Source organism: Flavobacterium soli DSM 19725 (assembly GCF_000422705.1).
In the GTDB taxonomy this organism is placed as follows: Bacteria; Bacteroidota; Bacteroidia; order Flavobacteriales; family Flavobacteriaceae; genus Flavobacterium; species Flavobacterium soli.
Genome location: NZ_KE383908.1, coordinates 38,350 through 53,280 on the forward strand (window position 1 = coordinate 38,350; position 14,931 = coordinate 53,280).

Here is a 14,931-nt window from a genome sequence, read left to right on the forward strand (position 1 = left end):
TTCAAAGTTCTTTTAAAAAAATAAAACATGAAAGATTTGCTAATCGAAAAGCTGTATGAAGCCAGCAAAAAGCCCTATCAGAAATACTTCAAGAAAAATAAACCTTGGAATATTTCAAGAAGAGAATTATTGAGTCATGAAGAGCAGTCATTGGGATTTCATCTGGGTTGTTTCCTGTTGAAACACGATTTTCAAATCCAAGAAAAACTCGAAGATCATGATGTTATCCACATCCTGACCAACACCGGAATTTCTGTTCAAGACGAAATTGGGATGCAATATTACTTGCTTGGAAACGGGAAAAAAAGTCTTTATCTGTATATGGTTTTGTTATCGGGAACCATTTTTTATCCAACGAAACTCAACTATTTTCTATCCGAATACAAAAGAGGAAAACAGGCATTGGAATTCCATTATTTGGATTTTTATAAGATGCTGAAAATTCCTGTAGCAGAAATTCAACACACCTTCAAAATAAAATAAAAAATAATAGTTTCAATAACCTTTAAAAACAATTAATCATGGAAAACTCAGAAAATCAAGAACAGAAACAAACCAATTTCTTCCAATCCGCTACCGCCAAGATGATCATGGTTGGAGTACTCACCTTATTTTTATTGATTCCGCTGGAATATGTCAAAAACCTGATCTTCGAACGCTCAGAACGAAAAAAAGAAGTTGTAAATGAAGTAACCGAATTATGGGGTCAAGATGTCCATTTTTACGGACCAACACTTAGAATTCCCTACAAAACGTATAGTGAAACATCTGTTGTAGATGCCAAAACTAAACAGGTTCAGATCCAGAAAACGGCCTATACTAATTATGCTTATTTTTTTCCAGAGCAATTAAAGAACAAATCGGATATCAAGAAAAATACATCCCTGAAACGTGGTCTTTATAACAACGTGGTCTTTACGGCAAATATGAATTTTGAGGGATTTTTCGGTAAACCAAATTTCGAAAAATTGCAAATAAAAAACGAAGATGTACTTTGGGACAAAGCTGTAATCATCGTAAAAACTAGCAACTTAAAAAGCATCAAGAGTGATTTAAATATAAAATTAAACAATCAACTATTTGTCTTTGAATCCAAAGCCCAGGAAGATAAATTTTATGGCGAACTGGAAACCAATATTTTCGATTACAATGCATTGAAATCGGACGAAAACATCAGCTTTAATTTCTCAATGCAATATAACGGAAGTAACAGCGTGAAGTTTATTCCTGTTGGAAAAACCACAACCGTAAGTATCGACTCTGATTGGGAATCGCCAAGCTTTGAAGGTTCGTTCGCTGCCAATACCGACTCGAAAACCATCAACAAAACAGGCTTTCATGCCGATTGGAAAGTACTCCACATCAACCGTCCATTTGCACAGCAACATCTTGAAAAGATGCCAAACCTAGACGAATTTCTTTTCGGAGTTAAGCTCATAGAAACAGTCGACGAGTACCTGCAAAACGAAAGAGCATCTAAATACGGATTTCTTGTTATTGGCCTAACATTCCTAATCTTTTTCCTTATCCAATCCATCAGCAAAATCAGCATCCACATCTTTCAATATAGTATGATTGGCTTGGCCTTGATCATGTTTTACACACTTTTAATCTCTATTACTGAGCATTCAAGTTTCACATTAGCCTACATCGTCGCTGCCATTTCTGTAATCATAATGATCGTCCTCTACTCCTTCTCCATCTTAAAAATAAAGAAGTTTCCGGTCTTTATCGGTGCTGCACTAGCTGCACTTTACACCTTTATTTTTGTCATCATACAGCTCGAAAACTACGCATTATTAGTAGGAAGCATCGGATTATTCCTGATTCTCGGAGCTGTGATGTATTTCTCCCGAAAAATAGATTGGAAAAACAACTAATCATTCAAATTTGGGCGTGACCCCGAAAGAAAAATTCGGGGTCGGGCTATTCGCTCCCAATCTTTTGTTTTTTTAAAGAAAAAAAACAAAAGGATTTACGCTACTATCCCTCACGCGAGCAACTTTGGCGATTACGTTTGCCAAAAACCTTTTCCAATAAAAAAAGGCTGTCAAAATATTGACAGCCTTTTTTAATATTTTTTTGGCCTTAACTAATTTATTTTAAACTTCCAAATTTACTTCTATGAATGTAATTGGTTACATCGCCGTGCACCTATTTTGTATTGAGCTGATTAATAATTAAATTTGTCATTAATAATAAAACATAAAATTTATGAACAAGTTTTTAAAACAAATCACCCAAGACAAATCCACCTTTGAAAAGACAGCAGTTAACTACGTAAAAGGCTTTGCAGGTATCCTCATGATGGAAAGTGCAAATACTAAAAATCCCGAAGTGAACGTAAATTTTATTGTCGAAAAATACAATGAAATGTTTTCCGCCTTTAAGAATCTCGCATCAGAAAGAGCCATTTCACTATTCGAAAAGTATGGTGAAAAACATGAGCCTTTCTTAAGATTTGCCGAGAACGAATTTTATGTAATATTCCTCAAGAAACACGGTGATATTCAAAAACTCCTGAGGGAACACAAAAACTATGATTCCCACTTGAGTTTTATCTTGTAGAAATCTTATATTAGTTTTGCTTTTAAATTGTTAGCTTATCTATTTTTTTCCCGAGCCGATAAATAAGATAAATAAATAATAAAAATTACTCAATCACACGAACCGTAATTTGGTTTTTATCTTCCATTTTCCAGAAATCTCCCGTTACTTTTAGCATCTCTCCTACTTTCACTGACTTATATTGCTCATGATTAGTAAGATTTGAATGACTGATTGTTACATAATAATGTTCTTTTTCGGCCGTTTCCAATTTTGCCGTATAGCCATCCTTACCTGGAGTTATTTCTACAACTTTCCCTTCAACTGTTTTAGTTTCTACTTCTGGAGTTTCAGGTTCAACAACCGAATCAGTTGCCACAACCTCTTGATTGTCTAGAACTTCAGTTTTTACTTCTACTTTCTTATTACAACTCGAAAGTGCAACAACACCTGATAAAACAACGATTTTAAAAAAATTATTTTTCATTTTTTTTTTTGAGTTTTAGATGGTAAAGATACTGCTCCAATTCTAAAAAATATATTAAAAATAAAAGCATATTTTCAAAACTTGCACAATTAAAATCTTTATTCTACTTTTAGCTAAGCTATAAAAAGATTTATGACCGAAATTGATATTGAACAAGAAAATAAAGCAATTGCAAAAGAGTATAAGGAATTACTCCGAATCAGCTATCAAACTTTAACGGAAGACGACAAAAAACTCATCCGAAAAGCCTTTGATGTAGCCGTTGACGCACATAAGGATCAGAGAAGAAAATCAGGCGAAGCCTATATCTTCCATCCTATTGCTGTAGCAAAAATTGTAGCCTCAGAAATTGGCCTTGGAGCCACTTCGATCGCTGCAGCTTTGATGCATGATGTCGTGGAAGACACGGATATTACAGTTGAAGATATCGAAAAAATGTTCAATCCAAAAGTAGCACAATTGGTGGAAGGACTCACGAAAATTGCTCTTGTCCAAAAAGACATGAACGTTTCCATGCAAGCCGAAAATTTCAGGAAGATGTTACTAACATTGAATGATGATGTTCGGGTAATCCTGATAAAACTAGCCGATAGATTGCACAACATGCAAACCATGGAGTCGATGGTGGATTATAAGCAAACAAAAATTGCTTCGGAAACTTTATATATTTATGCTCCACTTGCCCATCGTTTGGGACTTTACAACATCAAATCGCAGCTTGAAGATTTAGGCTTAAAATATACTGAACCTCAAGTTTACAATGACATTGTTAGCAAGGTTAAAGAAACCAAAGAAGAACAGGACGAATATATCAAGACCATTTCGGACGTTTTAAAGGAGTCCTTGAATGCCGAAAATATTGACTATGTAATCAAGGGAAGGCCAAAATCTATCTATTCGATTAGACGGAAAATGAAGGCTCAAAATGTGAGTTATGACGAGGTATATGATAAATTTGCCCTTCGAATTGTTTATAAATGCAATCCTCAAGAGGAAAAATTTATCGCCTGGAAAATATATTCTATCGTGACCGATCATTATCGTCCGAGTCCGAGCCGCTTGAGAGATTGGATTTCTTCTCCGAAATCTACAGGCTACGAAGCTTTGCACATTACCGTCATGGGACCAAAAGGCCGTTGGGTTGAAGTGCAGGTTCGAAGTGAACGGATGGATGAAATCGCAGAAAAAGGTTATGCTGCACATTATAAATACAAACAAGGTGCAACTGAGGAAAGTGGCCTCGATGTTTGGCTGAATCTCTTGAAGGAAGCTCTGGAAAATCAGGAAACCAATGCGGTAGATTTTGTAGAAGATTTCAAAATGAATCTGTATTCAAAAGAGATTTTTGTCTTTACACCGAAAGGGGAAATAAAATCACTTCCAAAAGGTGCAACATCATTGGATTTTGCTTTCAGTATACACTCTGCTGTTGGCGTTCATACCAGAGGAACACGTGTGAATGGGAAATTGGTTCCATTGAATCACGAACTCAAAAGTGGCGATCAGGTTGAAATTATTACGTCTCCCAACCAAAAGCCTACCTCCCATTGGTTGGATTATGTGACGACAGCAAGGGCAAAAAATAAAATCAAGAGTGTTCTCAATGAAAATACTAAAAAAATTGCCGAAGACGGAAAAGAATTGTTAACCCGAAAGCTTCGACATTTGAAGATTACGGTTAACGAAACCATCATTAACGAACTGGTAATTTTCTTCAAATTAAAAACCAGCTTGGATTTATTTTACCGTGTTGGGATTGGTTCGATTGAAAACAGCCAATTGAAAGAATATGCTGCCTTGAAGAGTAATTCGATCATGAATTTCTTCAAAAATAAAATCAAACGTTCACCTTCGCAACAGCCAGAAATTCACAAGGAAGAGCTAAGCAATAATTATGACATGCTTGTTTTTGGCGTAGACCAAGACAAACTAGATTATAAATTATCAACCTGTTGCAATCCGATTCCAGGTGATGAAGTTTTTGGATTTGTAACCATTAATGAAGGAATCAAGGTGCATAAAAAAGACTGCCCGAATGCGATTAGCATGCAATCAAATTATGCTTACCGAATTATCCAAGCCAAATGGATTGACTCTTCCCAGCAGGAATTCAAGGCCATTTTGGACATTACAGGAATGGATAGTTTGGGATTAACCAACGAATTGACAAAGGTTATTTCGAGCAATATGCACGTGAATATTCAGAGTATTTCTTTGAGCAGTGAGGCAGGAATCTTCAAGGGACAAGTTGCAGTTATTGTTCAGAATAATACCATTTTGAAACGTTTGACCGACAACATCAAAAAAATCGACGGTATTGATAAGGTGACTAGGGTTTATAAGAATTAGTAAATTAAATTTTGTTTTGTAATAGATTTCTAATTCATAATTTAAAATTCATAATTCCTAATTCATAATTCTCACATTGCCCTTTCAAAATAAAAAATTATCTTTGCAGGATATGACACTAATTTCAGTAGATAACAGTAAAAATCAGGAAATTGTAAAAAATGTTTTTACAAAATACCTTGAGAACAAAGGACATCGAAAAACTCCTGAACGCTATGCTATTCTTCAGGAAATATATGATAATGAGGAACATTTTGATATCGAAAATTTGTATATCAAGATGAAAAACAAGAATTATCGTGTGAGTCGTGCTACACTTTATAACACCATCGAATTGTTGTTGGATTGTGCATTGGTTCGCAAGCACCAATTTGGACAAAACCAAGCACATTACGAAAAATCCTATTTCGACAAGCAGCATGATCACATTATCATGACCGATAGTGGGGAAGTAATTGAGTTTTGCGACCCTAGAATTCAAACCATCAAAAAAACGATTGAAGAGATTTTTGACATCGAAATTCATAATCATTCACTTTACTTGTATGGAAATAAAAGAACTCCAAACAAAGAACAGGAAAACATTTAACTACAAATAGGCATTAGGCCACAACTAACACACACAGAATGACCGTAGATTTATTATTAGGATTGCAGTGGGGAGACGAAGGCAAAGGAAAAATTGTTGACGTCCTTACTTCAAAGTACGATATCATTGCTCGTTTTCAGGGCGGTCCAAATGCAGGACACACTTTAGAATTTGACGGAATAAAACACGTCTTGAGAACAATTCCTTCTGGGATTTTTCATGATAACAACATCAACGTTATTGGAAATGGAGTCGTGATTGACCCTGTTGTTTTTAAAAGTGAAATCGACGGTTTGGCAAAATTCAACTTGGATTTAAAATCAAAATTGATCATTTCGAGAAAAGCACATTTAATACTTCCAACACATAGATTGCTTGACGCTGCTTCTGAGGCTTCGAAAGGGAAAGCTAAAATTGGTTCTACTTTAAAAGGAATTGGGCCAACTTATATGGACAAGACCGGTAGAAACGGTTTGAGAGTTGGTGATATAGAATTAGCAGATTTTAAAGAAAGATACAGAGCATTGGCCGATAAACATGAAGCCATGATTGCTTTTTATAATGTTGATATCCAATATAATTTAGAAGAATTAGAAAAAGAATTTTTTGAATCGATCGAAGATTTAAAGAAATTAGATTTTATTGATAGCGAAGAATATTTGAACCAAGCTCAAAAAGCAGGTAAATCAATTCTTTGTGAAGGTGCTCAAGGTTCATTATTGGATGTCGATTTCGGAACTTATCCTTTTGTAACTTCTTCAAACACTACTGCAGCTGGAGCTTGTACTGGTTTAGGAATTGCTCCAAACAAGATCAAGGAAGTCTACGGAATTTTCAAGGCCTATACTACAAGAGTTGGAAGTGGCCCATTCCCTACTGAAGATTTCGGCGAAGATGGCGACATCATGGCAAAAGTTGGTAATGAATTTGGATCAGTTACAGGAAGAAAACGCCGTTGTGGATGGTTGGATTTAGTAGCCTTGAAATATGCTGTTCAGGTAAATGGAGTTACCCAATTGATGATGATGAAAGGTGACGTGCTTTCTGGTTTTGAAACCTTAAAAGTATGTACGGCTTACAACTATAAAGGAGAAGAAATTTCGCATTTGCCTTATAACATTGAAGAGGAAAATGTGACACCAATTTACAAAGAATACAAAGGTTGGAAAGCCGATTTGACTGGAATGACAACTTATGATGAACTTCCAATTGAATTAAAGGAATACATCGAGTTCATCGAAAATGCAGTAGAAGTGCCGATAAAGATTGTTTCGGTTGGTCCTGATAGAAAACAGACCATTTTGAAGTAATTCAATTTTATATAGAACAAGAAAGGCTGTCGATTGACAGCCTTTTTTATTTATGAAATGTAATGAAAGTTTATCTTTTTAGAGAAAAATGTGATCGAAATTCTTTATTTTGATTGTTCTCATTATAATAGATTACGAACCAATAATCCGTTGAAGGAACATCCGTTGAGTTATAGGTTCCATCCCAGCCTGTTCCAGAAGGAAAAAGTTCCTTGATTAATTTTCCAAATCGATCAAAAACATGAATCTTGGTGTTGACAAGATGACTTAAATCGTCAATATTCCAAACATCATTATATCCATCTCCGTTTGGCGTGAAGAATTTAGGATAATTTACAAAGAAAATTTCCTTTGTCAAAGATGCACATTGGTAAATATCCCTTACGGTAACAGTGTGTGGTCCAAATGGAATATTTGAAAAGTTAGGACTGTCTTGAAAGGGAAGGCCATCGATTTGATATTCGTATGTGCCAACAGGCAATACTTCAATAGCTAAGGCAGTTGGGTCAACAAAATAATTTGATGTCGTAAAGCTAAAATCAGTTGGAGGATATGCGGGAGTAACATTTACAGTAACCATTCCTGACTTGCATCCTGTTATTAAATCTTGTGCCACAACTCCATAATTTCCTGGTTCGAAAACTTCCAAATAACTTTCAATTGCTCCATCTACAATCTCATTTGTGCCTGAATTCAAATCATACCATTCAAAACTATGATCCAATGGGTCTAATCCTGTTTCTAGAACAAATGATTTTAAAACGGTGGAAGTCCAATTAGTACAAAGAATACCATCTGATGGAAGTGAAAAAATAGGTGGTGAAAATACATTCACCACTATGGGAACTCTAGGACTTTCGCAACCATTTAGCGTTTGGCTAACATAAAAAGTAGTGATGCCTGAATTAGAAGTTTGAGGAGTTGGTGCCGCACTTGTTCCTGTTCCTCCTGCACTATTCGAATACCAAAGTAAATCAGTTCCTATTGCCGTTAAAGGATTTGCCGTTTCATTTTGACAATAGTTTAAAGGAGAAATCACATCTGGAGCATTTTCTGTAGAAATTATTTCAACGGTAATAACTGATCTTGCACTTTCACATCCATTCGTAGTTTGGGAAACATAATAATCAAAAGACCCCAAACTAGAAGTGTCGGGAGAAAGTGGTTGAGAATTCCCAGTTCCTCCAACCGCATCAGTATACCACAATAAATTGCTACCATTTGCAGAAAGTGGCTGAGCTGTTTCGTTTAAACAATATGTTATTGGACTTGAAACCTGTGGTGCACTACTTGGCGGTTTTACACGAACAGTCAAGACTGTTCTAGGACTTTCGCATCCATTTATAGTTTGACTTACATAAAATGTCTTGTTCCCTTCAATACTTGTATCCGGTGTAGGTGCTGTTACATTTCCTGTTGTTGCTGTTGCAGAATCATACCATACTAAATCAATCCCATCTGCAGATAAAGGCAAAGCGGAATTTCCTAAACAATAATCCACAGGGGAAACAACGATTGGGCTACTTGGAATGGGCGATACTTCTACAATAATCGAGGCTCTTTGGCTTTCACAACCACCTACTGTCTGACTTACATAATAGGTTTTTGAACCAGTCTGACTTGAATCTGGAAAAGGTTTTGTTACACTTCCAACTCCTCCATTTGCGGTACTGTACCATAATAAATTTGTTCCTGTTGCTACGAGAGGTACTTCAGTTTCATTTTGACAATACAAAACAGGCGAAACAACCGTTGGAGGATTAGCAAAAGTGGCATTAATGGTTACTAAAGCTGGTAAGGTTGAATAAGCTGGACAACTTCCTGAGGCCGGAACATTATATACAATTTCATAATCGCCACCTAAACTTCCTGAAGGTAATATTGCACCTGTAACCGAATCTAATTGCAAGCCACTTGGTGTAGCCGTGAAAGAACCACCTGTTGAAGCCGTTGAATGCACCTGTTGAGGGACGGTCAAATCTGCACAATACAATGATTTTTCATAAGAAATATCTCCAGTTTGGATCCCATAAGCATTTATATTGAAGGAAATAATCCTTGAACATCCATACAGATTGGCACCAATTTCTTGGACTCTTACCCAAATAATTCCTGTAGCAGTATTAATCGTATAATTATCCAAATTCTCGGAAGAAATCAAGCCGTTGGACGAGCCCAGATTTGCATCAGTAGCATTTGTATAATACCCGACCAAATATTGATCTGGATTTAAAGCATCTAGAATAACATTCGTCTGATTAATCGTTGGAAAGGTATATGAGGGAGCCCACAAAGCACATAAATTAATATCTGGCGGATCTACTATTGCCAATTCTCGGCGGTATCCTATCAGAATTTCATCATAAGCAAATTTACATCCAGCTGCCGTAAAGATACTCAGTGAATACCTTCCTCCTTCGCCAACCGTTATAGTTGGTCCATTTCCTGGAATCACGGTCTCGTCTTTCTTCCATACAAAAATATTATCCTGAGCTTCAATTCCTGAAAATATAGAAATAGTTTCGCCAAAGCAAACATTCAAATTTTCAGGCAAATTGTTGCTTTCTACCAATTCCAAAGATTGTTGTACATTAAAATTTTTAATAAATACAGCCGAATCATATTGATTATCTCCCACATTGCCAATTGCCAATTTCATATGATAGGTCGCTCCACAAATCAAATCTGCTTTAGCTCTTATTACCGTAGTAAATCCGTCATATTGGATAAAAGCATTGGTTTCGGGAGTAGTTCCTATGCCATTACTTACATAAAATTCGCAATATTCGCATGGCCCCTGATTGGAAGTCCCATTGTTTAAATTATTGATGGTAACTTCTGTACTGGTATTTGGAATCAATGCTACATTGGCTGCATTATTTAGATAAGGTCCTGTTATTCCTGGTCCACTCAAAAAAAATCCAAAAACATCATTGTAACTTGAATTGGCATATTCTGGATACTCTTCGGAAGCAAAAATATAATCAAAATTCAATTCCGTCCCAGTTGCCACAAAATCAAATTCTAATACCGAACTGCTTTCTAGGAATTGAGCTCCAGGGATTTGAATCAAATCGGGATCCAGATAAGCCCCATTAAAGGCAAATGTAGAAGACGAAGCACTACTATTGGGACCAATTGCGACATCTGTATCGGCTGTTGCCAAAATCAATCCTTCGACCAAACCTAGATTGGTAGCAGTACTTTCTGTAGAAAACTGAGACACTTGCAACATAATTGCATCACCTGACTCACCATTAAATTTGATGTTTGAAGGAAGAACCGAAGCATCAACCAAAACATTTTCAACCAGATGAGAAACCGTTAGTGAATCACTCACAACCAACTGACCCAATGCATTAAACGATAACAAAAAGCAAACTACAGAAAAAAGGTGTTTCATTGTTTTTTTGATAAAATTGTCCCATCAGTGTTGTGTGACCGATTTCCTGTAAAAATATAAAAAAAGAGCTGTGTTGTTAAAAAAACCTTAAAAAAAATAGTGCTTTTTTTAAGATAATTTAAACAATTAAAAAAAAATATATAATATATTGATTTTTATAGTTTTAAATCTAAAGGTATATCAAAGTTTAGTAAAACAAGGAGTTTACACACATCACTTTTGAAGCAAGAAAACAAAATATAATCATTGCAAGTCCAAATATACAATACATAGTTAAGCCATAAAACATAATTGCTTATGAAAATATTTAGCCACATTGTAGCTGTTTTTTGATTCTACTTGTCCTAATTTTTGCTACAAATTACAAAAAAAGCAAAAAGGCGAAAATGTTTTAAAGTTGGTATATAAATGACTCCAAAGGCTTCAAAGCCACTTTAACTTTCCCGACACCATTTTTTACTTCTAAAACTACTTTAGATTGATGATATAATTGATCTTTCAAATCATAATTTCCATCTTTCAATTTCCATTTCGAAATAACATCGGCTAGAACTTTCAACTCAAAACTGCTTGTCGTTAGCCAAGAAAAATTGGTAACAACCAACAACTTCTCATTATCCGACCATCTCACAAACGAATAAATTCCAGGATCATAGCCATCTGTTTTATCACGGTTTGCCGATTGGATTTCTTGGAATTTTCCCATTAAGGCATCGCTTTTAATTGAAAAATTCAACAATCGCTTGTAAAAATCTCGCAGTTCTTTTTGCTCTTTCGAAAGCTTTCCACCGTCAAATTTTCCACCGTTCATCCATTTCTGATGATTTGGCACGCCAACATAATCAAAGATAGAAGTTCTAGAATGTGTTCCGAAACCACCGTTTTCATTTCCAGCTTCCCCTACTTCTTGACCAAAATATATCATCGTTGGCGAAGAACTTATCAAGGTAGAAACCACCATCAACGGCTTACCTTTTTCTGGACTTCCAGCAAATTCTGGACTTGCCAAACGCTGTTCGTCATGATTATCCAAAAAGTGCAACATGTGATGTTCGATATCTTCCAATCCTTTTTGAATATCCGAAATCGGATCCGGCAAACTTTTCCCCTGAACCACTTCTTTCAATTTGTCATACAACTCTACCTTGTCATACAAATAATCCATTTTTCCTAAACGGATATAATTGCGATATTCCTTCGGATTATACACCTCAGCCAATAAAAAAGCATCTGGATTTTTCATCTTCACGGCCGAATTCATATAGCTCCAAAACTCATACGGAACCATTTCGGCCATATCATATCGAAAACCATCCACACCTTTATCAATCCAATACAAGGCAATATCACGGAATTTCTTCCATGAACTCGGAACGTTTTTATGCTTCCAAAAAGCAAAATGCTCCTTATACTCTTTTTGATCAAAACCTGCAGGAAGTTCCGGAAAGTCCTTCGAGCCATCAGGTTTTACGCCATAATTTATCTTCACCGTTTCATACCAATCGTTTATATCTGGCTTCGCCAAACGCGAACCATTTCCCGTCCATTTAGCAGGATTCTCATCAAATTTTCCATCAATCATTGGATTTTTTTCGCCACCCAAAGGCTTATAATTTTCAGAAGTTGGCACTTGAAACGGCTGATTCGGAATATAATAAAAGTTGTTATCACGTTTATATTCCACCGTCACGTCATCATCTGCACCAAAATCACGAACCCCTTTCGGATTCGTTTTTCCTTCATATTTTCGTGCAATATGGTTCGGAACAATATCTATAATCAATTTCAAACCGTTGTTGTGGGTTCGCTCAATCAAGGCTTCAAATTCCTCCAAACGTTTCGCGGGATTCACTGCCAAATCTGGGTTCACATTATAATAATCCTTCACGGCATAAGGCGAACCAGCCCTACCTTTCACCACTTCTGGATCATCATTCGAAATCCCAATACTGGTATAATCATTCACCAAAGCGTGATGCGGAACTCCCGTATACCAAATATGTGTAACACCCAAATCCTTGATTTCCTGCAAAGCCTTGTCGGTAAAATCATTAAACTTCCCTACGCCATTTTCCTCAATCGTTCCCCACGGCTTGTTCGTTTCCTTTGTATTCCCAAACAAACGTGTAAACACCTGATACAAAACCACTTTTTTCGGCTCTTCCTTCTTAATCTCCATCTTTTTTTCGTCCTTATTACCACAAGCCGATGCCAAAAGCACCAAACCAATTCCTATTGTTAATTTTGTTTTCATATTTTCTTTTTTTTAAGGAGCTAATCCCGCTATCCGTTCCCAATCTTTTCTTTTTTTAAAGAAAAAAAAGAAAAGGATTTCCACTACAAACACGAAGTGTTCACCGAACACTTATGAAAATAAGTGTATTGTGAGGTAATCGGGGCTAGCTTCGCACGAGGAAACTTTAGACTGAAAATAAATCTACTTTTAATCACTAAAACTTTTCGCCCCAACTTCACAAATATAAAAATTTCACCACAGCTTTATCTTCCGCTGATAAATATTTCTTAATAAACTCAATCCTTTAGACATTTTACTTAAATTTGGCAAAAAATAAAATCCCTTGAAAAAAATCCTTTTTTTCTTATTACTGAGTTGTACTGTATTGATTTCCAATGACGCTTTGGCACAAGAGCCTAAAAAAATTCTAATTAAGAATGCTGAATTTGGCGACCGAAATCAAATAGAAATTCCTGGTGCAGCACTGCTAACTGGAAACGTGATAATTGATCATGACGGAATTATCATAACTTGTAATAAAGCTTATTATTTTGAAGAAGAAAACTATGCAAAACTATTTGGAAACGTCCAGATGGTGCAAGGCGATACGCTTTTTCTAAACAGTAAGTATGCTGAATACAGCGGAAATTCAAAAAAAGCTTATGCAACTGGAAATCCTGTAATGCGATCGCCAGATATGACCCTTACAACTGACACAATCAACTTTGACCGAAACAAACAGGAAGCCTATTACAACAGTTTTGGAAGAATTGTAAACAAGGAAAATACCTTGACGAGTAATTCCGGAAGGTATTATGCCACCCAAAAAAAATCACAATTCTTTACAACGGTTAAGATTACAAATCCAGAATATACAATAAAATCAGACCATGTAGATTATTACCACAATTCAGGCCATGCCTATCTTTTTGGACCATCGACCATAACGGGAAAAAATAATTTCATTTACACGGAAAAAGGATTTTACAACAGCAAGAAAAACGTGGGTCACTTTCTTCGGAAATCCTACATCAGATATGACGACCGACTCATTGAAGGCGACAGCTTGTATTATGACCGTAAAATTGAATTCGCTTCGGCAACCAATAATGTAAAAATCACCGATACCATCAATAAAGGCATTATCAAAGGCCATTATGGTGAAGTCTACAAGCAAAAAGATTCGATGTTTGTAACCAAAAGAGCCGTTGCTATCAATTTGGTAGAAAATGATTCGGTTTACATCCACGGAAAAAGATTGATGATTACAGGAAAAAAAGGAAACCAAATCATCCGTGCTTTTGACAATGCTCGATTTTACAAGACGGATATGAGTGGGAAATGCGATTCCATCCATTCCAGCACGAAAAAAGCGTTGACACAATTGCTAGGAAGACCCGTAATTTGGAACGGCGAAAACCAGATGACAGGCGATGTAATTCATCTTATCGGAAATAATGCCACCGAAAAACTAGATTCGTTAAAAGTGCTCAACAATGCCTTTTTGGTTTCCAAAGACACACTAGGAACTGGATTTAATCAAGTGAAAGGGCAACATTTGTATGGGAAATTTAGGGAGAATAAACTATATGAGGTAGACATTGTCAAAAATACAGAAGTCATTTATTATGTTTATGATGAATTAGAACTCACCGGAATTGAAAAGAAAAAAAGCAGTTCAATCAATATCACATTTGAAGATAATAAAATCAATACGCTAACTTCATTCAAGAAAATCGAAAGCGAGCTATATCCAGATGCCGAATTGCCTAAAAATGCTCGGAAACTCAAAGGATTTATTTGGCGAGGTGACGAAATCATTAGAACCAAAGATGACATCTTTCCTCCCGAAGAAAACGAACTAAACGACAAGATAGTCAAGGAAAGTACGGCAGAAAAAGCCAAGGAAAACACCCCGATGGAAGTGCGAAAAGAAACTTTGGAATACGACAAGAAAAATCCTGTGAAGAAGAGTGTTCAGTAATCAGTCTTCAGTCACAGTTTACAGTA

Annotated in this window: 10 protein-coding genes; 7 read left to right on the forward strand and 3 right to left on the reverse strand. The window is 36.0% G+C overall.

All coding sequences use genetic code 11. The features are described from left to right. Positions 1-27 precede the first annotated feature (27 nt). From G508_RS0117620 to G508_RS0117630, 3 genes are all read left to right on the forward strand, one after another. Positions 28-483 carry a hypothetical protein gene (locus G508_RS0117620; RefSeq protein WP_026706543.1) on the forward strand — a complete coding sequence of 152 codons (456 nt, stop codon included), beginning with the start codon at positions 28-30 and terminating at the stop codon, positions 481-483. A gap of 38 nt (positions 484-521) precedes the next feature. After that, a complete protein-coding gene (creD, locus tag G508_RS0117625; RefSeq protein WP_026706544.1) occupies positions 522-1,880 on the forward strand; it encodes a cell envelope integrity protein CreD in 1,359 nt (452 codons plus the stop codon). Between the two features lie 334 nt (positions 1,881-2,214). Next, positions 2,215-2,568 carry a hypothetical protein gene (locus G508_RS0117630; RefSeq protein ID WP_026706545.1) on the forward strand — a complete coding sequence of 118 codons (354 nt, stop codon included), beginning with the start codon at positions 2,215-2,217 and terminating at the stop codon, positions 2,566-2,568. 85 nt (positions 2,569-2,653) lie between these two features. Here G508_RS0117630 and G508_RS0117635 read toward each other — a convergent pair whose 3' ends face one another. Continuing rightward, positions 2,654-3,034 (reverse strand): hypothetical protein, encoded by a 381-nt coding sequence (locus G508_RS0117635; RefSeq protein WP_026706546.1) that lies wholly within the window; start codon positions 3,032-3,034, stop codon positions 2,654-2,656. A gap of 132 nt (positions 3,035-3,166) precedes the next feature. On the opposite strand from G508_RS0117635, the gene G508_RS0117640 reads away from it, so the two are divergent. The 3 genes from G508_RS0117640 to G508_RS0117650 all read left to right on the forward strand — a co-directional run bounded on the left by G508_RS0117640 (position 3,167) and on the right by G508_RS0117650 (position 7,282). Further along, a complete protein-coding gene (locus G508_RS0117640; protein ID WP_026706547.1) occupies positions 3,167-5,383 on the forward strand; it encodes a RelA/SpoT family protein in 2,217 nt (738 codons plus the stop codon). A gap of 112 nt (positions 5,384-5,495) precedes the next feature. Further along, positions 5,496-5,972 (forward strand): Fur family transcriptional regulator, encoded by a 477-nt coding sequence (locus tag G508_RS0117645; protein ID WP_026706548.1) that lies wholly within the window; start codon positions 5,496-5,498, stop codon positions 5,970-5,972. A 38-nt stretch (positions 5,973-6,010) separates the two neighbouring features. Then, positions 6,011-7,282: an adenylosuccinate synthase gene (locus tag G508_RS0117650; protein WP_026706549.1), complete on the forward strand. Its 1,272-nt coding sequence runs from the start codon at positions 6,011-6,013 to the stop codon at positions 7,280-7,282. 70 nt (positions 7,283-7,352) lie between these two features. On the opposite strand, the gene G508_RS19690 is transcribed toward G508_RS0117650, so the two are convergent. Together G508_RS19690 and G508_RS0117660 are read right to left on the reverse strand one after the other, a co-directional pair. Continuing rightward, positions 7,353-10,685 carry a choice-of-anchor L domain-containing protein gene (locus tag G508_RS19690; protein WP_026706550.1) on the reverse strand — a complete coding sequence of 1,111 codons (3,333 nt, stop codon included), beginning with the start codon at positions 10,683-10,685 and terminating at the stop codon, positions 7,353-7,355. A gap of 391 nt (positions 10,686-11,076) precedes the next feature. Next, positions 11,077-12,939, reverse strand: a complete 1,863-nt coding sequence (locus G508_RS0117660) for an alpha-amylase family protein (protein ID WP_026706551.1) — start codon at positions 12,937-12,939, stop codon at positions 11,077-11,079. Positions 12,940-13,264: 325 nt separating this feature from the next. On the opposite strand from G508_RS0117660, the gene G508_RS0117665 reads away from it, so the two are divergent. After that, positions 13,265-14,905 carry an OstA-like protein gene (locus tag G508_RS0117665; protein ID WP_026706552.1) on the forward strand — a complete coding sequence of 547 codons (1,641 nt, stop codon included), beginning with the start codon at positions 13,265-13,267 and terminating at the stop codon, positions 14,903-14,905. Positions 14,906-14,931: the final 26 nt, after the last annotated feature.